This window comes from Enterobacter sp. GD03975 (assembly GCF_029838645.1).
Lineage (GTDB): Bacteria > Pseudomonadota > Gammaproteobacteria > Enterobacterales > Enterobacteriaceae > Enterobacter > Enterobacter quasihormaechei.
In genome coordinates, this window is record NZ_JAOBZC010000015.1 from 20,384 (window position 1) to 42,341 (window position 21,958).

General features: G+C 57.8%; 21 protein-coding genes. 14 read left to right on the forward strand and 7 right to left on the reverse strand.

Translation table 11 applies throughout. The annotated features are described in order from the left end of the window. Window positions 1-62 precede the first annotated feature (62 nt). Both N5C09_RS18825 and metB read right to left on the reverse strand, forming a co-directional pair. Window positions 63-2,495, reverse strand: coding sequence for a bifunctional aspartate kinase/homoserine dehydrogenase II (locus tag N5C09_RS18825; RefSeq protein WP_102750816.1), 2,433 nt, complete (start codon window positions 2,493-2,495; stop codon window positions 63-65). Between the two features lie 2 nt (window positions 2,496-2,497). Then, entirely contained in the window at window positions 2,498-3,658 is a 1,161-nt protein-coding gene (metB, locus tag N5C09_RS18830; protein ID WP_063449724.1) for a cystathionine gamma-synthase, read from the reverse strand. A 277-nt stretch (window positions 3,659-3,935) separates the two neighbouring features. Here metB and metJ point away from each other — a divergent pair, with 277 nt between their 5' ends. Further along, window positions 3,936-4,253: a met regulon transcriptional regulator MetJ gene (gene metJ / locus N5C09_RS18835; protein ID WP_015966498.1), complete on the forward strand. Its 318-nt coding sequence runs from the start codon at window positions 3,936-3,938 to the stop codon at window positions 4,251-4,253. A 48-nt stretch (window positions 4,254-4,301) separates the two neighbouring features. Here the strand turns inward: metJ and rpmE are convergent, their stop codons facing one another. Continuing rightward, entirely contained in the window at window positions 4,302-4,514 is a 213-nt protein-coding gene (gene rpmE, locus N5C09_RS18840) for a 50S ribosomal protein L31 (RefSeq protein WP_003862040.1), read from the reverse strand. Between the two features lie 200 nt (window positions 4,515-4,714). On the opposite strand from rpmE, the gene priA reads away from it, so the two are divergent. The 7 genes from priA (at window position 4,715) to rraA (ending at window position 12,650) form a co-directional block, all read left to right on the forward strand. Further along, the gene (priA, locus tag N5C09_RS18845) at window positions 4,715-6,910 is read left to right on the forward strand and encodes a primosomal protein N' (RefSeq protein ID WP_279749656.1); all 2,196 of its coding nucleotides are present in this window, start codon (window positions 4,715-4,717) and stop codon (window positions 6,908-6,910) included. A gap of 119 nt (window positions 6,911-7,029) precedes the next feature. Beyond that, the gene (gene cytR / locus N5C09_RS18850) at window positions 7,030-8,055 is read left to right on the forward strand and encodes a DNA-binding transcriptional regulator CytR (RefSeq protein WP_107534218.1); all 1,026 of its coding nucleotides are present in this window, start codon (window positions 7,030-7,032) and stop codon (window positions 8,053-8,055) included. 92 nt (window positions 8,056-8,147) lie between these two features. After that, a complete protein-coding gene (ftsN, locus tag N5C09_RS18855) occupies window positions 8,148-9,116 on the forward strand; it encodes a cell division protein FtsN (protein ID WP_017383099.1) in 969 nt (322 codons plus the stop codon). 94 nt (window positions 9,117-9,210) lie between these two features. Continuing rightward, on the forward strand, window positions 9,211-9,741 hold the full coding sequence (gene hslV, locus N5C09_RS18860; RefSeq protein WP_022649795.1) for an ATP-dependent protease subunit HslV: 531 nt from the start codon (window positions 9,211-9,213) through the stop codon (window positions 9,739-9,741). Window positions 9,742-9,750: 9 nt separating this feature from the next. Then, a complete protein-coding gene (gene hslU / locus N5C09_RS18865; RefSeq protein WP_063449721.1) occupies window positions 9,751-11,082 on the forward strand; it encodes an HslU--HslV peptidase ATPase subunit in 1,332 nt (443 codons plus the stop codon). A 63-nt stretch (window positions 11,083-11,145) separates the two neighbouring features. Further along, window positions 11,146-12,072: a 1,4-dihydroxy-2-naphthoate polyprenyltransferase gene (gene menA, locus N5C09_RS18870; protein ID WP_279749686.1), complete on the forward strand. Its 927-nt coding sequence runs from the start codon at window positions 11,146-11,148 to the stop codon at window positions 12,070-12,072. A 92-nt stretch (window positions 12,073-12,164) separates the two neighbouring features. Next, window positions 12,165-12,650, forward strand: coding sequence for a ribonuclease E activity regulator RraA (gene rraA, locus N5C09_RS18875; protein ID WP_003862032.1), 486 nt, complete (start codon window positions 12,165-12,167; stop codon window positions 12,648-12,650). Between the two features lie 81 nt (window positions 12,651-12,731). Here rraA and zapB read toward each other — a convergent pair whose 3' ends face one another. Further along, complete coding sequence (gene zapB, locus N5C09_RS18880) at window positions 12,732-12,971, reverse strand: septal ring assembly protein ZapB (RefSeq protein WP_022649799.1); 240 nt, start codon at window positions 12,969-12,971, stop codon at window positions 12,732-12,734. A 399-nt stretch (window positions 12,972-13,370) separates the two neighbouring features. Between zapB and N5C09_RS18885 the strand changes: the two genes are divergently transcribed. The 4 genes from N5C09_RS18885 to fpr all read left to right on the forward strand — a co-directional run bounded on the left by N5C09_RS18885 (window position 13,371) and on the right by fpr (window position 17,723). Continuing rightward, window positions 13,371-14,216: an MIP/aquaporin family protein gene (locus N5C09_RS18885; RefSeq protein WP_063865458.1), complete on the forward strand. Its 846-nt coding sequence runs from the start codon at window positions 13,371-13,373 to the stop codon at window positions 14,214-14,216. A gap of 21 nt (window positions 14,217-14,237) precedes the next feature. Continuing rightward, window positions 14,238-15,746: a glycerol kinase GlpK gene (glpK, locus tag N5C09_RS18890; protein WP_279749657.1), complete on the forward strand. Its 1,509-nt coding sequence runs from the start codon at window positions 14,238-14,240 to the stop codon at window positions 15,744-15,746. A gap of 123 nt (window positions 15,747-15,869) precedes the next feature. Next, a complete protein-coding gene (glpX, locus tag N5C09_RS18895) occupies window positions 15,870-16,880 on the forward strand; it encodes a class II fructose-bisphosphatase (protein ID WP_279749658.1) in 1,011 nt (336 codons plus the stop codon). Window positions 16,881-16,976: 96 nt separating this feature from the next. Continuing rightward, the gene (gene fpr / locus N5C09_RS18900) at window positions 16,977-17,723 is read left to right on the forward strand and encodes a ferredoxin--NADP(+) reductase (RefSeq protein WP_063134059.1); all 747 of its coding nucleotides are present in this window, start codon (window positions 16,977-16,979) and stop codon (window positions 17,721-17,723) included. Here the strand turns inward: fpr and N5C09_RS18905 are convergent, their stop codons facing one another. Further along, entirely contained in the window at window positions 17,724-18,143 is a 420-nt protein-coding gene (locus N5C09_RS18905; RefSeq protein WP_063865457.1) for a DUF805 domain-containing protein, read from the reverse strand. Window positions 18,144-18,255: 112 nt separating this feature from the next. On the opposite strand from N5C09_RS18905, the gene N5C09_RS18910 reads away from it, so the two are divergent. Then, the gene (locus tag N5C09_RS18910) at window positions 18,256-18,852 is read left to right on the forward strand and encodes a DUF1454 family protein (RefSeq protein ID WP_279749659.1); all 597 of its coding nucleotides are present in this window, start codon (window positions 18,256-18,258) and stop codon (window positions 18,850-18,852) included. Between the two features lie 111 nt (window positions 18,853-18,963). Then, entirely contained in the window at window positions 18,964-19,731 is a 768-nt protein-coding gene (gene tpiA / locus N5C09_RS18915) for a triose-phosphate isomerase (RefSeq protein ID WP_006808674.1), read from the forward strand. An 81-nt stretch (window positions 19,732-19,812) separates the two neighbouring features. Here tpiA and N5C09_RS18920 read toward each other — a convergent pair whose 3' ends face one another. After that, window positions 19,813-21,117, reverse strand: a complete 1,305-nt coding sequence (locus N5C09_RS18920; protein ID WP_279749660.1) for an SLC13 family permease — start codon at window positions 21,115-21,117, stop codon at window positions 19,813-19,815. A 73-nt stretch (window positions 21,118-21,190) separates the two neighbouring features. Continuing rightward, window positions 21,191-21,934 carry a CDP-diacylglycerol diphosphatase gene (locus tag N5C09_RS18925; protein WP_063449712.1) on the reverse strand — a complete coding sequence of 248 codons (744 nt, stop codon included), beginning with the start codon at window positions 21,932-21,934 and terminating at the stop codon, window positions 21,191-21,193. Between the last annotated feature and the right edge of the window lie 24 nt (window positions 21,935-21,958).

Below are 21,958 nucleotides of genomic sequence, written 5' to 3' on the forward strand. Positions count from 1 at the left end.
GGGTGAGTGCGGTCTGCCGCCCTCACCCTAACCCTCTCCACGGGGAGAGGGAACAAGAGAAATTACAGCAGCTTAGCCAGACGGTTGATGTCAGACTGGATTGCCCCGGCGGTGACATCGCGTCCCGCGCCCGGGCCACGGATCACCAACGGATTATCGCGGTACCAGCGGCTTTCAATGGCGAAGACGTTATCGCACGGCAGCAGAGCGGCCAGCGGATGCTCAGGACGCACCGCCTCCACGCCCACGCGCGCTTTACCGTTCGCCTCGAAGCGTGCCACGTAGCGCAGCACCAGGCCCATCTCGTTTGCCGCTTCCAGACGCTGCACCATCTGCTCGTTCAGCTCATCGCCGTTCTCGAAGAAGTGATCAACGGATCCTTCCTCGCAGCCCGCAGGCACCAGCGACTCAACGCGCACCTGACCCGGCTCAATGTCGTAGCCCGCTTCACGCGCCAGGATCACCAGCTTGCGCATCACGTCTTTGCCGGCAAGGTCAACGCGCGGATCCGGCTCGGTTAAACCCTGCTGCCACGCCTGATCCACCAGGTCGGTGAACGGAACGGTGCCATCAAACTGCAAAAACAGCCAGGAGAGCGTGCCGGAGAAGATGCCGCTCAGCGCCAGAATGCTGTCGCCGCTTTCAATCAGATCACGCACGGTATGGTTAACCGGCAGACCTGCGCCAACGGTGGCGTTGTAAAGCCAGTGACGACCCGTTTTTTCAAACGCGTCGTGGATCTGGCGATATTTATCGGTACTGCTCGCTCCCGCCAGCTTGTTGGCGCTGATGACGTGGAAGCCGTGGCTGGCGAAATCCAGATACTGATCGGCCAGCTGTTCGCTGGCGGTAACGTCCAGCACCACCAGATCGTCATACGGGTGCGCGCGCATCCACAGGAACAGCGACTCTTCATCCTGCTCAACGGCTTCATCGTTAAAGAAGGCCAGCGCCCGGCTGGCGTCCAGCCCTTCGTAGTTCAGCAGGCTGCGGCGGCTGTCCACCACCCCCGCAAGAATAAATTCAAACCCGGTACGCGCCGAAAGCGTCACCTGCTCACGGGCGAACAGCTCCAGCCAGCGGGAACCGATATTCCCTTTCCCGAACAGCACCAGGCCGATGCGTTTCTCCGCGCGGAACAAAGAGGTGTGCAGACCCTGAATCAGGCTCTCAGTTGGCCCTTTACGCAGCACGGCAACCAGGCTGATGCCCTCTTCCGACTGCCAGGTAAATTCAACCGGCTGGCCTTTCAGCTGCTGCCAGAAGCGGTGGCAGTGCAGCGGGTTACGGGTGACGCCCGCGCCTACCATCGCCACCAGCGCCAGCCCCTGACGCAGGCGAAGCTCGCCCGGCAGGCCCGCTTCATCAAGAATTTTTAATGCGCTGTCCACCACTTCGGCGGTATAGCAGAACTGCAACAGCTGACGGTCATTATGCACGCCAACGGCCAGCGGACGCACCTGCGCACGTTTCAGGATGGTATCGATATCTTTATGCGCCAGCCTGAAGTCCTGGCCCGCAGGCACCTGGAACTCAATCAGGCAGATGTCATCATGACTGGTGACAATACGCGCCCCCGTGCCGGATGCCAGCACGCGCTCGATGCGGGTGGAACCCTGATCCGGCGTGTAGCTACAGCGTAGTTGCAGGTCAATGTCGCTGCCGGAAACCGGCTGTAGCGTGCGCGCATGCAGCACAGGGGCCGCCAGACGCGCCAGCTCGCTCGCTTCGTCGAGACGCAGCAGCGGCAGCAGGCAGGCATCTTTTACTTTGCGCGGATCCGCGCTGTACACACCCGCGACATCGCTCCAGATGGTGACGCGGGATACGCCCGCCAGGGCACCGATCTGCGTTGCCGAGTAGTCAGAGCCGTTACGGCCCAGCAGTACGGTTTCGCCCGCGTTGCTGCGGCTGATAAAGCCGGTGACGACGATACGTTTCCCGGGATGTTGCACCAGCAGCTGTTGCAGCAGCGGATAGGACAGCCCTTCGTCCACCTGCGGCTGTGCGGCGCGTTCCGCACGCAGGAAATCACGCGCGTCGAGCCAGGCGGCGTCCACGCCGAGATGTTGCAGCACGGCGGCCATCAGGCGCGCGGACCACACTTCACCGTGACCCACCACTTCGGCATACACCGCATCGGTGATCCCGCTGTCCAGCAGGGCCGCCAGACGCTCAAGGTCGTGCGTGAAGGCGCTAATCAGCCCGTCCGCCACGTCCGCAGGCAGCAGGCCGGCAATCAGCTCGCTCTGGTAACGACGTAAAGACTGTTGCACCTGATGCGCAGAGAGGCGATCGGTCTGACTCAGTTTCAGCCAGCTGATCAACTGGTTGGTGGTGCTGCCCGCCGCTGAGACAACCATCATGTCCCCCGGCTGTGAATACTCGGTCATGATCCCTGCGACACGCAGGTAACATTTCACATCAGCAAGACTACTACCACCAAACTTGTGCAGCTGACGACCCTTCGCCCCTGCCTGCGCTATCACACTCATGATTACCCCTTGGCTGCGACCCGGAAGCCATTTTCCAGGTCGGCAATTAAATCTTCAGAATCTTCAATACCGGTCGAGATACGCAGCAGCGTCTCGGAAATCCCGGCGGCGGCACGTGCTTCCGGTGCCATACCTGCGTGCGTCATGGTTGCGGCGTGGGAGATCAAGCTCTCAACTCCCCCTAAGGATTCCGCCAGCGTAAACAATGACAGCCCGCTCAGGAAGCGACGCAGCGTTTGCTCGTCACCATCCAGTTCAAAACTTAACATCGCGCCAAATCCCTTCTGCTGGCGCGCGGCAATCTCGTGCCCCTGGTTTTCCGGCAGCGACGGGTGATAAAGCTTCTTCACCAGCGGCTGGGTTTGCAGGAAATCCACGATCGCCTGGGCATTGCGCTGCGCCACGTCCATACGCGGCGACAGCGTGCGGATGCCGCGCAACAGCAGGTAGCTGTCGAACGCGCCCGCGGTGACGCCGATGTTATTGGCCCACCATGCCAGTTCCGTGACAACGTCGGGATCTTTTGCAATCACCACGCCCGCCACCACGTCAGAATGGCCGTTCAGATATTTAGTGCATGAATGCAACACCAGATCGGCACCCAGTGCCAGTGGGTTCTGAAGGGCCGGACTGAGGAACGTATTATCCACTACACTTATCGCTCCCGCATCCCTTGCGAGCTGACAAATTTTCGCAATGTCGACAACGCGCAACAATGGATTGCTTGGACTTTCCACCAGAACGAGCTTCGGCTGCTCGGCAAGCGCCTGTTTCAGCGCCTGTTCGTCGTTTTGATCGACAAACAGCACGCGGTAGCAGCCACGCTTTGCCAGGCTATCAAACAGACGATAGCTGCCGCCGTAACAGTCGTGCGGTGCTACAAGCAGATCGCCAGGCTTCAGGAACACCGTGGTCACCAGGTGAATAGCAGACATGCCGGTATTGGTTAATACCGCCCCCGCGCCGCCTTCCAGTTCCGCCAGCGCGCGCTGAGTGACGTCACGCGTAGGATTGCCGCGACGCGAGTAATCATGCGCGCGGGGTTCATTAAATCCGGTGAAATTGTAGGTACTGGAGAGATGAATCGGCGGGACAACGCAGCCGTACTGCTCGTCATCATTCAATCCGCTACGCACTGCGATGGTGGCCTGTTTACGCGTCATGGTGAGGGCTTCCTGGCGAATGAGGTGAAAAGTCAGCCACCAGAGTAAACATTGAAAGTATGGACGTCAATACATCTGGACATCTAAACTTCTTTGCGTATAGATTGAGCAATGCGCAAATAGCCGTTAAAATTATATGCTTTAGGACACGCTACAGCGGCAATATCCGTGCCTCGGTATCGTCTCTACGGTAAACTACGCAAGATTACGGTTCAAAACCCGTCAGTTACCGGTTTTGCGCCTTTAGATTAATGACTGAGAGGATTAAAGGTATCTCATGGCTGAATGGAGCGGCGAATATATCAGCCCATACGCTGAGCACGGTAAGAAGAGTGAGCAAGTCAAGAAAATCACGGTTTCCATTCCTCTGAAGGTGTTGAAGATCCTCACCGATGAACGCACGCGTCGTCAGGTGAACAACCTGCGTCACGCCACCAACAGCGAACTGCTGTGCGAAGCGTTCCTGCATGCGTTTACCGGTCAACCGTTGCCAAACGATGAAGATCTGCGCAAAGAGCGCAGTGACGAAATCCCGGAAGAGGCGAAGGTGATCATGCGTGAGCTGGGCATCGACCCGGAGACGTGGGAATACTGAGAAGCGGATACAAAAAAGGCACCTTGCGGTGCCTTTTTTTCGGGAAACTTATTTAGCGCCCGGGATGCTGAAACGCTTGTTGAAGCGGTCAACACGGCCACCGGTTGCAACATCACGCTGCTTACCAGTGTAGAACGGGTGGCATTTGCCGCACACGTCCAGGTTCAGATCGTGACCCACGGTGGAGCGGATCTGGATAGAGTTACCGCAAGAACAGTTTGCAGTAATCATTTCGTATTTCGGGTGAATATCTTTTTTCATGGGAGAACCTCAGTTAAGGCCGCGTCGCTCTTCCAGCCCTAACGCCAGACACCACGCGATGTTGAATGTAAGTTCTTTGGCGTAAAATACACCAAAGGCGGCGAATCATACAGAATTTGACCAACGTATGCAAACTGATCCGCACGCCGCTTTCACTAATGTGTATACTAACGCGCCACTTTTCAAGTCAGGAAGATTCGATGCCCGTCGCTCACGTTGCCCTGCCCGTTCCGCTTCCCCGCACCTTTGACTACCTGCTGCCCGACAGCATGAGCGCCAAAGCGGGCTGTCGCGTGACCGTGCCGTTTGGCAAACAGCAGCGCGTCGGGATCGTAGTGTCCATCAGCGATAAAAGCGAACTGCCCCTTAACGAACTGAAATCGGTCGTTGAGGTGCTGGACGATGAACCGGTTTACTCTTCCAGTACCTGGCGGCTGCTGCTGTGGGCGGCGGATTACTATCACCATCCGGTTGGCGACGTCCTGTTCCACGCCCTGCCCATCATGCTGCGTCAGGGCAAGCGCGCCAGCCATGCGCCCATGTGGTACTGGTTTGCCACCGAGCAGGGGCAGGCGGTCGACATTAATAGCCTCAAGCGCTCGCAGAAACAGCAGCAGGCGCTGGCCGCGCTGCGTCAGGGAAAAATCTGGCGCCATCAGGTCGACGAGCTTGAGGTGAGCGAAACCGCGTTACAGGCATTAAGGAAGAAAGGGCTGAGCGAGCTGGCCAGCGAAGCACCTGCCCTTCACGACTGGCGCGACGGCTTTTCCGTGTCGGGCGATCGCCTGCGTCTGAATACCGAGCAGGCCACCGCCGTGGGCGCGATTCACAGCGCCGCCGATCGTTTCTCTGCCTGGCTGCTGGCGGGCGTCACCGGCTCCGGTAAAACCGAAGTTTATCTGAGCGTGCTGGAAAACGTGCTCGCGCAGGGGAAACAGGCGCTGGTGATGGTGCCGGAAATCGGCCTGACGCCGCAAACCATCGCCCGCTTCCGTGAACGCTTTAACGCGCCCGTTGAGGTGCTGCACTCCGGCCTGAACGACAGCGAGCGCCTCAGCGCCTGGCTGAAGGCGAAAAATGGCGAAGCGGCGATTGTAATCGGTACCCGTTCCTCGCTGTTTACGCCGTTTAAAAACCTCGGCCTTATCGTGATCGATGAAGAGCACGACAGCTCCTATAAACAGCAGGAAGGCTGGCGCTATCACGCCCGCGACTTAGCCGTGTACCGCGCCCACAGCGAGCAAATCCCCATTATTCTCGGGTCCGCTACGCCTGCGCTCGAAACGCTGCACAACGTGCGCCAGCGTAAATACCATATGCTGCGCCTGACGCGCCGCGCGGGGAATGCCCGCCCGGCCATCCAGCACGTGCTGGATCTGAAAGGCCAGCAGGTGCAGGCCGGCTTAGCGCCCGCCTTGATTTCCCGCATGCGCCAGCATTTGCAGGCGGGCAACCAGGTGATCCTGTTTCTGAACCGCCGCGGCTTCGCGCCTGCGCTGCTGTGCCACGACTGCGGCTGGATTGCAGAGTGCCCGCGCTGCGATCACTACTACACCTTCCACCAGGCCCAGCGCCACCTGCGCTGCCACCACTGCGACAGCCAGCGTCCGGTGCCGCGCCAGTGCCCGTCGTGCGGATCAACGCACATCGTGCCGGTCGGTCTGGGCACGGAACAGCTTGAACAGGCGCTCGCGCCCTTCTTCCCGGACGTGCCCATCTCCCGTATCGACCGGGACACCACCAGCCGTAAAGGGGCGCTGGAGCAGCAGCTGGCGGAAGTGCATCGCGGCGGGGCGCGCATCCTGATTGGCACCCAGATGCTGGCGAAAGGGCACCACTTCCCGGACGTGACGCTGGTTGCCCTGCTGGACGTCGACGGCGCGCTGTTCTCGGCAGATTTCCGCTCCGCCGAGCGTTTCGCCCAGCTTTATACTCAGGTTGCCGGGCGCGCCGGCCGCGCGGGTAAACAGGGCGAGGTCGTACTGCAAACGCACCACCCTGAACATCCGCTGCTGCAAACCCTGCTGCATAAAGGCTATGACGCCTTCGCGGACCAGGCGCTGGCTGAACGCCAGACGATGCAGCTTCCCCCGTGGACCAGCCACGTCATCATCCGTGCGGAAGATCATAACAACCAGCAGGCGCCGCTGTTCCTGCAACAGCTGAGAAATCTCCTGCAAGCCAGCCCGCTGGTGGATAATCAGCTGTGGATTTTAGGCCCGGTCCCCGCGCTCGCCCCGAAACGCGGGGGCCGTTTCCGCTGGCAACTCTTGCTTCAGCACCCTTCGCGTGTCCGTTTACAGCAGATCGTCAGCGGCACGCTGGCGCTGATCAACACCCTGCCTGAAGCGCGAAAAGTGAAGTGGGTTCTGGACGTCGATCCGATTGAAGGCTGAATGCGGATCGAAAAATTTAACTCGCCTCACACTTTTTATGAAAATTCTGTAACCGATTCCATTAACTATCTGTAAAAATGGTGCTGTACGCAGTTCGGTGTTCAGGCGAGGAGAAGACGTTGAAGTCCAGGAAAGAGGTTGCCTCGGCGACCATGAAAGACGTTGCCGAGAAAGCACAAGTCTCAACAGCAACCGTGTCCCGCGCATTGATGAACCCTGACAAAGTCTCCCAGGCAACCCGAAACCGGGTTGAAAAGGCGGCGCTTGAGGTGGGTTATTTCCCGCAAGCCATGGGGCGCAACGTTAAACGCAATGAATCCCGCACCATCCTGGTGATCGTGCCGGACATCTGCGATCCCTTCTTCAGCGAAATCATTCGCGGCATTGAGGTTACCGCCGCCGCCCAGGGCTATCTGGTGCTGATTGGTGATTGTGCCCACCAGAACCAGCAGGAAAAAACGTTCATCGACCTGATCATCACTAAGCAGATTGACGGCATGCTGCTGCTTGGCTCGCGCCTGCCGTTTGATGCCAGCATCGAAGAACAGCGCAATCTACCGCCGATGGTCATGGCGAACGAGTTTGCGCCGGAGCTGGAGCTGCCGACCGTACATATCGACAACCTCACCGCCGCGTTCAACGCTGTGAACTATCTTCAGGAGCTGGGGCATAAGCGTATCGGGTGTATTGCCGGGCCAGAAGAGATGCCGCTGTGTCATTACCGGTTGCAGGGCTACGTTCAGGCGCTGCGCCGTACCGGGGCTATCGTCGATCCGCACTACATTGCGCGCGGTGATTTCACCTTTGAAGCGGGCGGGCAGGCGCTGGAAAAATTGCTGGCCTTGCCAGAACCGCCTACCGCGGTGTTCTGCCACAGCGACGTGATGGCGCTGGGCGCATTATCTTACGCCAAACGTCACGGTCTGCGCGTGCCGCAGGACCTGTCGATTATCGGCTTTGATAATATTTCGCTTTCGGAATTTTGCGATCCGCCGCTTTCGACCGTTGCACAACCGCGGTATGAGATTGGCCGGGAAGCGATGCTGCTTTTGCTGGATCAGCTGCATGGTCAAACAGTTAGCAGCGGGTCACGGCTACTGGATTGTGAGCTGATTGTGCGCGGCTCTACCCAGGCATTAACTTAAAGTAAATACCTTTCTACACCCTTATCTGGTCAAAGCCCCGTCGCTTAAGTAACATGGCGGGCTGACGAACGAATAAATACAGCGAAACGATAGTGGCACAACGAGATTATGTACGTCGCGGCCAGCCGGCACCTTCGCGACGCAAAAAGAGTAGTTCAAAAAGCAAGCAACGTAGCCTGTCTGCTGTCTCTCCAGCCATGGTCGCCATTGCTGCGGCCGTGCTGGTGGCCTTTATTGGCGGCCTCTACTTCATTACGCATCATAAAAAAGAAGAGTCTGAAGCCCTTCAGGGCAACAAGGTCGTCGGTAACGGCCTGCCTCCGAAGCCTGAAGAGCGCTGGCGCTACATTAAAGAGCTGGAAAGCCGCCAGCCAGGCGTACGTGCGCCTACCGAACCTTCTGCCGGGGGTGAAGTGAAGAATGCCGATCAGCTGACGGACGAACAGCGTCAGTTGCTCGCTCAGATGCAGGCAGACATGCGCCAGCAGCCTACGCAGCTGAACGAAGTGCCGTGGAACGAACAAACCCCGGCGCAGCGTCAGCAAACGTTGCAGCGCCAGCGTCAGGCTCAGCAGCAAACGCAGCAGCAACAGTGGACGCAAACGCAGCCGGTACAGCAGCCGCGCACCCAACCGCAGCAACAGACGCGTACCGTACAAACGCAGCCTGTCCAGCAGCAGCCGAAAGCGCAGCCGCAGAAGCAAACGGCACAGCCGTATCAGGATCTTTTGCAGACGCCTGCGCATACCACTGCGCAACAGCCAAAAACGCAGCAGGCTGCGCCGGTCACCAAAGAGACCGAGGCGCCGAAGCAGACGGCGGAGAAAAAAGATGAACGCCGCTGGATGGTTCAGTGCGGCTCGTTTAAAGGCGCCGAGCAGGCCGAAACGGTGCGTGCTCAGCTGGCATTTGAAGGATTTGACTCACGCATTACCACCAATAACGGCTGGAATCGCGTGGTGATCGGCCCGGTCAAAGGCAAAGAAAACGCAGACGGCACCATTTCCCGTTTGAAAGTGGCTGGCCACACAAACTGCATTCGACTCGCCTCCGGGGGTTGAAACCCCCGAAATCCCCCCCATCTATCATTTAATTCAGCCCTGAGCACAGGCTCAGGGCTTATGTTTCCCGAATCTGTAACCAGGGGGTCTGCTCGTGACAACAATAGTAAGTGTACGCCGTAACGGCCAGGTGGTAATTGCCGGTGATGGCCAGGCCACGCTGGGTAATACCGTCATGAAAGGCAACGTGAAGAAAGTCCGTCGTCTTTATAACGACAAAGTGATCGCCGGTTTCGCGGGCGGCACGGCGGATGCCTTCACGCTGTTTGAACTGTTTGAACGCAAACTGGAAATGCATCAGGGTCATCTGGTGAAAGCCGCCGTTGAGCTGGCAAAAGACTGGCGTACCGACCGCATGCTGCGCAAGCTCGAAGCGCTGCTGGCCGTGGCCGACGAAAACGCCTCGCTGATCATCACCGGTAACGGTGACGTGGTTCAGCCTGAAAACGACCTGATTGCCATCGGCTCTGGCGGCCCGTACGCCCAGGCCGCAGCCCGTGCGCTGTTGGAAAATACCGACATGAACGCGCGCGATATCGCGGTGAAAGCGTTGGATATTGCAGGTGATATCTGCATCTATACCAACCACAATCACACCATCGAAGAATTGACCTCCAAAGCGTAAGGATCGCCCATGTCTGAAATGACCCCACGCGAAATTGTCAGCGAACTGAACAAACACATCATCGGCCAGGACAACGCCAAGCGCTCCGTGGCTATCGCACTGCGTAACCGCTGGCGTCGCATGCAGCTCGACGAAGAGCTGCGCCACGAAGTGACGCCGAAAAACATCCTGATGATCGGCCCGACCGGGGTGGGTAAAACCGAAATCGCCCGTCGTCTGGCCAAGCTGGCTAACGCGCCGTTCATCAAAGTGGAAGCCACCAAGTTCACCGAAGTGGGCTATGTGGGTAAAGAAGTGGACTCCATCATCCGCGATTTGACCGATTCGGCAATTAAGATGGTGCGCGTCCAGGCGATCGAGAAAAACCGCTATCGCGCCGAAGAGATGGCCGAAGAGCGCATTCTCGACGTGCTGATCCCACCGGCAAAAAATAACTGGGGACAGGCTGAACAGCAGGCTGAACCTTCTGCTGCGCGTCAGGCATTCCGCAAAAAGCTGCGCGAAGGTGAACTGGACGATAAAGAGATTGAGATCGATCTCGCTGCCGCGCCGATGGGCGTAGAAATCATGGCGCCTCCGGGCATGGAAGAGATGACCAGCCAGTTGCAGTCCATGTTCCAGAACCTGGGCGGCCAGAAGCAGAAAGCGCGTAAGCTGAAAATCAAAGACGCGATGAAGCTGCTGATTGAAGAAGAAGCCGCGAAGCTGGTTAACCCGGAAGAGCTGAAACAGGACGCTATCGACGCCGTTGAGCAGCACGGTATCGTCTTTATCGACGAAATCGACAAAATCTGTAAGCGCGGCAACGCGTCCGGCCCGGATGTTTCCCGCGAAGGCGTTCAGCGCGACCTGCTGCCGCTGGTAGAAGGTTGCACCGTTTCCACCAAGCACGGCATGGTGAAGACTGACCACATTCTGTTTATCGCCTCCGGCGCGTTCCAGATTGCCAGTCCGTCTGACCTGATCCCGGAACTCCAGGGTCGTCTGCCTATCCGCGTTGAGTTGCAGGCGCTGACCACCGAAGATTTCGAACGTATCCTGACCGAGCCAAACGCTTCTGTGACCGTACAGTACAAAGCGCTGATGGCGACCGAAGGCGTGAACATTGAATTTACCGATGACGGTATCAAGCGCATCGCCCAGGCCGCGTGGCAGGTCAACGAGACCACCGAGAACATCGGTGCGCGTCGTCTGCACACCGTGCTGGAACGCCTGATGGAAGACATCTCTTATGATGCGAGCGACCTTAACGGTCAAAGCATTACCATTGACGCAGACTATGTGAGCAAACACCTGGATGCGTTAGTGGCAGATGAAGATCTGAGCCGTTTTATTCTATAATCGCGTTCAATGCATTTTCATCACTGTTGATGGGGGCTATTGCCCCCATTTTTTATTGGCTAAATAACTATGACTGATATCAGCCGTACGCAGGCGTGGCTCGAAAGTCTGCGCCCTAAAACGCTTCCTCTGGCTTTTGCCGCTATTATTGTCGGCACCGCGCTTGCCTGGTGGCAGGGGCATTTCGATCCGCTGGTGGCAGGTCTGGCGCTCATTACCGCCGGGCTGCTGCAAATCCTCTCTAACCTCGCGAACGATTACGGCGATGCGGTAAAAGGCAGCGACAAGCCTGACCGTATCGGGCCGCTGCGCGGGATGCAAAAAGGGGTGATCACCCAGGCACAGATGAAGCGGGCGTTGATTATCACCGTGGTGTTAATTTGCCTGTCCGGGCTGGCGCTGGTGACGGTCGCCTCGAAAACCACCAGCGACTTCATTGGCTTCCTGGTGCTGGGCCTGCTCGCCATTATCGCGGCCATTACCTATACCGTCGGCACGCGCCCTTACGGGTATATTGGCCTGGGCGATATCTCCGTGCTGGTTTTCTTCGGCTGGCTAAGCGTGATGGGAAGCTGGTACTTGCAGGCACATACGGTGATCCCTGCCCTGTTCCTGCCCGCGACCGCCTGTGGCCTGCTGGCGACAGCGGTGCTAAATATCAATAACCTGCGCGACATCGACAGCGACCGCGAGAACGGTAAAAACACCCTTGCGGTGCGTCTGGGGCCGGTGTATGCACGCCGCTATCACGCCTGCCTGCTCATCGGCGCGCTGGTCTGCCTGGCGCTGTTCAACCTGATTTCTCTGCACAGCCTGTGGGGCTGGCTGTTTGTGCTCGCCGCACCGCTGTTGATTAAGCAGGCCCGTTACGTGATGCGTGAACTTAGCCCGGCCGCCATGCCGCCGATGCTGGAACGCACGGTAAAAGGCGCATTGCTAACTAACCTGCTGTTCGTCATCGGGATTGTCTTAAGCCAGACGCTGAGTTAGCTGACAAATATCAATTAACAATTGATGATTTTGCCAACAACGCATTTCGCACGATATACTGAACTCATTCGCAGCAACAGAGCGTTAAACCTATGAAATACGATACCTCCGAGCTTTGCGACATCTACCAGGAAGATGTCAACGTCGTTGAACCCCTGTTTTCCAACTTTGGCGGACGGTCGTCATTTGGCGGGCAAATCATCACGGTGAAATGTTTCGAGGACAACGGGTTGCTGTACGATCTGCTCGAAGAGAACGGCCGTGGCCGCGTCCTGCTGGTGGACGGTGGCGGTTCAGTACGCCGCGCACTGATCGATGCAGACCTTGCCCGCCTTGCCGTGCAAAACGAGTGGGAAGGGATTGTGGTCTACGGCTCCGTGCGCCAGGTGGACGATCTGGAAGACCTGGATATCGGTATTCAGGCCATTGCCGCCATTCCGGTTGGCGCAGCGGGTGAAGGCATCGGCGAAAGCGACGTGCGCGTCAATTTCGGCGGCGTAACCTTCTTCTCCGGCGACCATCTTTATGCCGATAATACCGGGATTATCCTTTCCGAAGATGCGCTGGACATTGAGTAGTTAATCGGTAAGCGAGCTCTATAAAAAAGCCGGGTGGCGGCTTCGCCTTACCCGGCCTACTTAATTCATTCCCAAAGGAAATCAGACTTCTTCCATACGTCCCAGCAGCGCCTGCAAGCGATCCTGCCAGCCGTTCTGCTGTTCGCGCAGCTGGTTGTTTTCGCGCTCCAGTTCTTCGCGGCTGTGCTGAGCGTTCTGAACTTCCTGAGACAGGGAGTTGTTCTTCTCTTTCAGCTCTTCAATTTCCATTTGCAGCAGCGTGATGGTGTCAATCGCCTGCTGTACTTTCGATTCCAGTTTCTCAAACACTTCTAAAGACATGATCCTACCTCTCCTGAATTGCAAGGCGACGCTTTAAGATAAACGCGCACAACATATGTTCCGATTGTATGGAGCGCCGTCGCCCCTGTCCAGCGGCATGCCACGCAGATCGCGGTTTGCAACACTTTTCGGCCTCGTCCTGGTGCGTTCGCCGCATATACCCCTAAGTTGTTAACCCATAAGTTAAAGAAATGATTCAGCCCCTAATCATTATCTGATGCAAAAACGCGCTTTATGGCGCGAAAACGCTCATTTTATTGACACAGACCACACATTTCGATTTCGATATTTCTCGTTTGTGCTCGTTAACGATAAATTAACACTGTGTCTACAGGACACCGTGACTGTCACGGGCGGTCACGCAAACAATAAACATTACTCTTTTGCAGGATTCCGATTATGAGTCAGACATCAACCTTAAAAGGCCAGTGCATTGCCGAGTTTCTGGGTACCGGGTTGTTGATATTCTTCGGAGTAGGCTGTGTCGCTGCACTGAAAGTGGCGGGTGCCAGTTTTGGTCAGTGGGAAATCAGTATTATCTGGGGTCTGGGCGTGGCGATGGCCATCTACCTGACCGCAGGCGTTTCCGGCGCACATCTTAACCCGGCGGTGACCATCGCATTGTGGCTGTTCGCGTGCTTTGACGGACGCAAAGTTGTCCCTTTCATCATTTCACAATTTGCCGGCGCCTTTTGCGCAGCGGCGTTAGTTTACGGGCTTTATTACAATCTTTTCAGCGACTTCGAGCAGACGCACCACATGGTGCGTGGTAGTGTCGAAAGTCTGGATCTGGCGGGCATTTTCTCAACGTATCCGAATCCGCATATTAATTTTGTGCAGGCGTTCGCAGTTGAAATGGTGATTACCGCTATTCTGATGGGCGTCATTATGGCGCTGGGCGACGACGGAAACGGCATTCCGCGCGGCCCGCTGGCGCCGCTGCTGATTGGCCTGCTGATTGCGGTTATCGGCGCGTCGATGGGGCCGCTGACCGGCTTTGCGATGAACCCGGCGCGCGACCTGGGCCCAAAAACCTTCGCCTTCTTTGCCGGATGGGGCGACGTCGCCTTCACTGGCGGCAAGGACATTCCTTACTTCCTGGTTCCGCTGTTCGGGCCAATCGTAGGGGCGGCGCTGGGCGCATTTGGCTATCGCAAATTAATTGGTCGCCACTTACCGTGCGACACCTGTGTGGAAGAGGAAAAAGAGACGACTTCCACCGCACAACAAAAAGCTTCGCTGTAATCTGACTACGGGACACATACCATGACCGAAAAAAAATATATCGTTGCGCTCGACCAGGGCACTACCAGCTCCCGCGCTGTCGTAATGGATCACGACGCGAACATTGTCAGCGTGTCTCAACGCGAATTTGAGCAAATTTATCCGCGTCCAGGCTGGGTAGAACACGACCCAATGGAGATCTGGGCGTCACAAAGCTCCACGCTGGTGGAAGTGCTGGCAAAAGCCGACATCAGTTCTGACGAGATCGCCGCTATCGGTATCACCAACCAGCGTGAAACCACCGTTGTCTGGGAGCGCGAAACCGGTAAGCCAATCTACAACGCCATTGTCTGGCAGTGCCGCCGCACGTCAGAGATCTGCGAAAAGCTGAAGCGCGACGGGATGGAAGAGTACATCCGCAGCGCAACCGGTCTGGTCATTGACCCCTATTTCTCCGGCACCAAAGTGAAGTGGATCCTCGACCATGTGGAAGGTTCACGCGAGCGCGCACGACGCGGCGAGTTGCTGTTCGGTACCGTCGATACCTGGCTTATCTGGAAGATGACACAGGGACGCGTTCACGTCACCGACTACACCAACGCCTCGCGCACCATGCTGTTCAACATCAACACCCTGGAGTGGGATGACAAGATGCTGGACGCGCTGGACATTCCGCGCGCCATGCTGCCACAGGTGCGTAAATCTTCAGAAGTGTACGGCCAGACCAACATCGGCGGTAAAGGCGGCACGCGTATTCCTATCGCCGGTATCGCCGGTGACCAGCAGGCGGCGCTGTTCGGCCAGCTGTGCGTTAAGGAAGGGATGGCGAAGAACACGTACGGTACCGGCTGCTTTATGCTGATGAACACCGGCGAGAAAGCGGTCAAATCAGAAAACGGTCTGCTGACCACCATCGCCTGCGGCCCACGCGGTGAGGTGAACTATGCCCTGGAAGGGGCGGTATTCATGGCGGGCGCGTCCATTCAGTGGCTGCGCGACGAGATGAAGCTGATCAGCGATGCGTTTGACTCCGAATACTTCGCGACTAAGGTAAAAGACACCAACGGCGTATACGTGGTGCCCGCGTTTACCGGTCTGGGCGCACCGTACTGGGATCCGTACGCCCGCGGCGCGATTTTCGGCCTGACGCGGGGTGTGAACTCAAACCACATCATCCGTGCGACCCTGGAATCCATCGCCTACCAGACGCGCGACGTGCTGGAAGCGATGCAGGCCGACTCCGGCATTCGTCTGCACGCCCTGCGCGTGGACGGCGGCGCGGTGGCCAACAACTTCCTGATGCAGTTCCAGTCCGACATTCTGGGCACCCGCGTTGAGCGTCCTGAGGTGCGAGAAGTGACGGCGCTTGGCGCAGCGTATCTGGCAGGCCTGGCGGTTGGCTTCTGGCAAAACCTCGATGAGCTTCAGGAAAAAGCGGTAATCGAACGCGAATTCCGTCCTGGGATCGAAACCACCGAGCGCAACTACCGCTACAGCGGATGGAAGAAAGCGGTGAAACGTGCCCTGGCATGGGAAGAGCACGAAGAGTAAGCCTATATTCCCTCTCCTCTGGGGAGAGGGTTAAGGTGAGGGGCATCGACCGCACCGGTCCCCTCGCCCCTCCCCACTCTGTGATAAACTTCGTGCAATTCCTTTTGATTGTACGAGTACCTCATGAAACGTGAACTTGCTATCGAGTTTTCCCGCGTCACCGAAGCTGCCGCCCTTGCAGGCTATAAGTGGCTGGGTCGTGGCGACAAAAATACCGCAGACGGCGCAGCCGTCCATGCCATGCGCATTGTGCTTAATCAGGTCAATATCGACGGCACTATCGTCATTGGCGAAGGCGAAATCGACGAAGCCCCGATGCTCTACATCGGTGAAAAGGTCGGGACCGGCAAAGGCGATGCGGTAGATATTGCGGTCGACCCGATTGAAGGCACGCGCATGACGGCGATGGGCCAGGCCAATGCGCTGGCGGTGCTGGCCGTGGGCGATAAAGGCTGCTTCCTCAACGCGCCGGACATGTACATGGAAAAGCTGATTGTCGGCCCTGGCGCAAAAGACGCAATCGACCTCAGCCTGCCGCTGGATGCCAACCTGCGCAATATCGCGGCAGCGCTGGGTAAACCGCTCAACGAACTCACCGTGACCATTCTGGCGAAACCGCGCCACGACGCCACCATCTCTTATCTGCAAGCACTCGGCGTGCGCGTGTTTGCCATCCCTGATGGCGACGTTGCCGCCTCTATTCTGACCTGCATGCCGGACAGCGAAGTCGACGTGCTTTACGGCATCGGCGGCGCGCCGGAAGGCGTGGTCTCTGCGGCAGTGATCCGCGCGCTGGACGGTGATATGCAGGCGCGCCTGCTGCCACGCCATGAGGTTAAAGGCGACAGCGACGAGAACCGCCGCATCGGTGAAGACGAGCTGGCGCGCTGTGCCGCGATGGGCATCGAAGCCAATAAAGTGCTCGCCCTGAGCGATATGGCCCGCAGCGACAATGTGGTCTTCTCAGCGACTGGCATCACCAAAGGCGATCTGCTGGACGGCATCACCCGCAAGGGCAACATGGCCACCACCGAAACCCTGCTGATCCGCGGTAAATCCCGCACCATTCGCCGCATTCAGTCCATTCATTATCTCGATCGCAAAGACCCGGACGTGCAGACGCACATTCTGTAAAACCGTTTGATCGATAGAGCTTTCCGGCCCGAATGGGCTGGAAATGTTTCCCACAAGTACGGAAGATAGAAGAGAGACACAGCACAGGAGAAGATCATGGCGGACTGGGTAACAGGTAAAGTCACAAAGGTACAGTTCTGGACCGATGCGCTATTTAGCCTCACGCTGCACGCGCCCGTTCATCCGTTTACCGCCGGGCAGTTTGCCAAGCTCGGGCTGGATATCGACGGTGAACGCGTACAGCGCGCCTACTCTTACGTTAACGCGCCTGATAACCCGGATCTCGAGTTCTACCTGGTCACCGTTCCGGACGGCAAGCTCAGCCCGCGCCTTGCTGCGCTGAAACCGGGCGATGAGGTGCAGATTGTCAGCGACGCGGCAGGCTTCTTTGTGCTGGATGAAATTCCGGATTGTGAAACGCTCTGGATGCTGGCGACCGGTACGGCCATCGGCCCTTATCTCTCCATCCTGGAGTACGGCAAAGACCTGGAGCGCTTTAAGAACATCGTGCTGGTCCACGCCGCGCGTTACGCCGCAGACCTGAGCTATTTGCCGCAGATGCAGGCGCTGGAACAGCGTTACGGCGGGAAATTAAAGATTCAGACGGTGGTCAGCCGCGAAACCGCAGCCGGCTCGTTAACAGGCCGCGTTCCGGCGCTGATTGAAAGCGGCGCGCTGGAAGAGGCAGTGGGTTTACCGATGAATACCGAAACCAGCCACGTGATGCTGTGCGGTAATCCGCAGATGGTGCGCGATACGCAGCAGCTGCTGAAGGATACCCGGCAGATGACGAAGCACCTTCGCCGCCGGCCGGGCCACATGACCGCTGAACACTACTGGTGATCAGCGGTACTTCACCTCAAGGGTATCTTTTCCGTATTTGTTCTCGCTCTGGGTGCCGATAAACGCGCCCAGTTCGACAACCATCATCACAAAGATAACCGTCGGCAGCAGTCTGCCCACCACCCACGGGAGGATGGAGGGCAGCATCGCCCAGTTCCCCGCCACCAGCATCCACGCCAGAATAATCAGGAAAGCCCATGCGCCGGAGCGGCCACGATCGTGCAGACGCTTCACCACCACGGCGGCGGTTGGCCACAGCAAACAGACCAGCGCAAACGCCGCGGTCTGCGTGCTCAGCCAGGCGTTGTAGGCAACGAAAAACAGAAGCAACATGGCGATAACCCACGCTGCCATCCAGATCCAGAAGTCACGGCGTCCAATACGCCCTTTGAATGAAAACAGCCACTGCTGTATGGTCATGTAAGGTTCCTTATTATTGTTTAGCCCGCATTTTACCCTGGAGTTGTGACCTTTTGACAAGCCAACCAGATATCGTTTTAATCATGGGCAATGACGGCCAGGGGCAATATTGATGAAAAGTTCGGCACACTCTCTTTATTTGTGTTTAGCGATGCTGAGCGCCAGTTTCCCCCTGTTCGCTGCGGAAACGGCCTCCCCGGTCACCGCGCCCTATCTTCTGGCGGGCGCCCCCTCTTTCGATCAATCTATCAGCCAGTTCCGCGAGGCCTTCAACGAAGAAAACCCCTCGCTTGCGCTGGGGGAGTTTCGTGCGATTGACGGTGCCCGCGATACGCCGACCCTGACCCGCGCCGCCAGCAAAATTAACGAGAATCTGTATGCTTCCACTGCCCTTGAGCGCGGAACGTTAAAAATCAAAAGTATGCAGATCACCTGGCTGCCGATTCAGGGGCCAGAGCAGAAAGCGGCGAAAGCGAAAGCGCTGGAGTACATGAGCGCCATCCTGCGCGCCTTTACCCCCACCTTCACCAAGGCGCAAAGCCAGCAAAAGCTGCAAAAACTGCTTACCGCCGGGAAAAACAAACGCTATTACGCCGATACGGAAGGCGCCGTTCGCTACGTCGTCGCAGACAACGGCGAAAAGGGGCTGACCTTCGCGGTTGAACCGATTAAGCTGGCGTTATCAGACGCACTCGAGGGGGCAAATTAATGACAAAAAGCAAAGCCTTTCGAGGGAAAATCTCTATACTGATTCACAGACCATGCTGCCCTTAAGGGTGGCCATATTCCTTAATTCGCTTATTGAGCGTGGAGAATTGAAATGCGACATCCTTTAGTGATGGGTAACTGGAAACTGAACGGCAGCCGCCACATGGTAAACGAACTGGTTGCTAACCTGCGTAAAGAGCTGGCTGGCGTGACCGGCTGCGCGGTTGCTATCGCTCCGCCGGATATGTACCTGGATCTGGCTAAACGTGCCGCTGACGGCAGCCACATCGTGCTGGGCGCGCAGAACGTTGACGTTAACCTGTCTGGCGCATTCACCGGTGAAACCTCCGCTGAAATGCTGAAAGACATCGGCGCGAAATACATCATCATCGGCCACTCCGAACGTCGCACCTACCACAAAGAATCTGACGAATTCATCGCGAAGAAATTCGCCGTGCTGAAAGAGCAGGGTCTGATCCCGGTGCTGTGCATCGGTGAAACCGAAGCAGAAAACGAAGCGGGCAAAACTGAAGAAGTGTGCGCGCGTCAGATCGACGCCGTGCTGAAAACGCAGGGCGCGGCAGCGTTCGAAGGCGCGGTTATCGCTTACGAGCCAGTCTGGGCGATCGGTACCGGCAAATCTGCAACTCCTGCGCAGGCTCAGGCGGTGCACAAGTTCATCCGTGACCACATTGCGAAAGCAGACGCGAAAGTGGCTGAGCAAGTGATCATCCAGTACGGCGGTTCCGTTAACGCATCCAACGCTGCTGAGCTGTTCACCCAGCCAGACATCGACGGCGCGCTGGTTGGCGGCGCATCCCTGAAGGCTGACGCTTTCGCGGTGATCGTTAAAGCAGCAGAAGCGGCTAAGCAGGCGTAATTGCCTTTGTGGCGGGTGGCGCTTCGCTAACCCGCCCTACGGTTCTGTAGGCCCGGTAAGCGTCAGCGCCACCGGGCTTTTTTACAGCCGTCCCAGCAGGCTAAACCACAGATAATCCAGCGGCAGCAGCACCAGATAGGTTGCCACCGCCAGCGCCAGGCAGAGCACCATCCCCGCCTTCGCAGGCACTTTCCCTAAGCCCATCGCCACCACAATCGGCGACGCCTGATACGGCAGCAGCGGCGTGGAATACCCCAGCACCTGAATCATGATCACCGACAGTAGCGGGAAGCCGGTCGCGTCCGAGAAGCTCTGCGCCAGCGTGGTGTACAGCGCCGGAACGCCGTTGGCGGTCATAATGAAGTTGAGCGCCGTGGTGATCCCCGTCAGCGCCAGGAAGCTGGTAAACGGTTTGTCTGCATCCAGCGGCATGATATGCAGCAACGCCTCACCCACTGCCGCTCCAATACCGGTTTGCGTCACCGTAATCGCCAGCCCGAGAATACCCGCGACGTAGATACAGGTACGCATATTCACCCCGGCGGAGAACTCCTCGCCGGTGATAAAACCAATGCGCGGCAGCATAACGATGACCGAGGCTGCCAGCCCCGTCCACGCCGGTCCCACGCCGTGCCAGCTCTCCGTCACCCACATCACCAGCACCGCCGCCAGCAGCCAGGCAAGCCGTTTTTCGTCACGCCCCATCGGTTCCGATGGCGCCAGATCCTTCGCCGGTTTCGGGCTACCGGGGAACAGCCAGCAGATCAGGCCAATCAGAATCAGGCCTTTGAGAATGCCCAGCACCGGCGTGTGCAGCAGCAAATAAGGGACATAATTGAGGTGGATACCGTATGAGCCTTCCGCCGCGCCGCTCATCACCAGGTTGGGAACGTTGGCGGGCAGGATGGTGGCCGAAAGCTGAAAGGTGCCAAAGCCTACGGCAAGCGCCAGGCCAAACCACGCCCGCGAGCCATCAGGAATGCCGGCCCGCTTCGCCATTGCGGCAACAATTGGCATCAGCAGTGCAATACGCCCCATGTTCGAGGGCATGACGAACGCCAGGGCATAGCTCAGGAGCACAACGCTTGCCACCATCAGCATCCAGGAGTCGGTAAGCTTTGCCGACAGCGCCCGGGCCGCCCTGTCCGCCAGGCCGGTTTTCCGGATCGCCACGCCGAGCACAAAACCGCTGAACACCAGCCAGAAAGCCGACGAGGCAAAGCCGCCGAAGATCGCCTCCGGCGGGGCGATTCTGGCGGTCATCGCCGCCGTGAAGAACAGCAGCGCGGTAATAAATTCTGGCAACAGCGACGTCGCCCACAGCACGATGGTGACGCCGACGATCAGCGAGGGAAGCAGCAGAGGATGCGTTAACCAGAGCGACATGCCTGTCTCCTGTAGAATTTTTCAGCAAGTCTACGGCGACAGGCAGGGCGAGTAAACGCTATTTATGGTGGGGTCACTTCAGGATATCGCATTGATGATCCTGTAATTCCTCAGCCGACGCGCGGTTAAAGGTCAGCAGATTACGCTCCGTCGCCAGCAGTACAAACGAGCCGTCCGACTGCTGCGCCATCGCCAGCGCGAAGCGTCCCATATGGTCGCGGGCTTCCGGCAGCTCTTCCGCCAGCATCATAAACGGGCTGCGCTGCACCAGTTCGTTCTCCGTTACCCGACGGGCAAGGTACTCATGCCCTTCCAGCCCGCCTGGAAAAGGTAGCCACTGGGTGCTGATTTGCCCCTGCGCCGCGTTCAGCTTCTCGCGCACGTCCGGGCGCAGGCAGGAGATGTGGATATGGAAATGGTTTTGCGTGCGCCCGGTCGGGGAGTTGATGGTCAGCGAAATGGCGCTGTCAGGTACGTCGGCGCCCCGCTTCATGCTCATAAAGTTACGCGACTGCCACGCCAGCCAGAAGAAATTCGGCGTCTGAGGTTCAGTCAGCAGCGGGCTTTCGGTGCCGTTAATACGGTACGTGGGCATCAGGAGGTATTGCAGCGGCCCGTTGCGGTCTTTAAACACCACGTAGCCAGCGTCCGGCTTCACCTGCGCACACGGCGCCGGGTTACGGTTTTGCAGCTGGTTGGGCACACACTGGTCGAGCACGATATGGCGCAACGCATTCGGATTACCCGCTTTCATCCAGTACACGCCGCCTGCGGCAAGGGCGATAACGATCAGAATCAGTAAGATAATTTTTTTCACAACGCGTTCCCTGTTTTCAGTAAA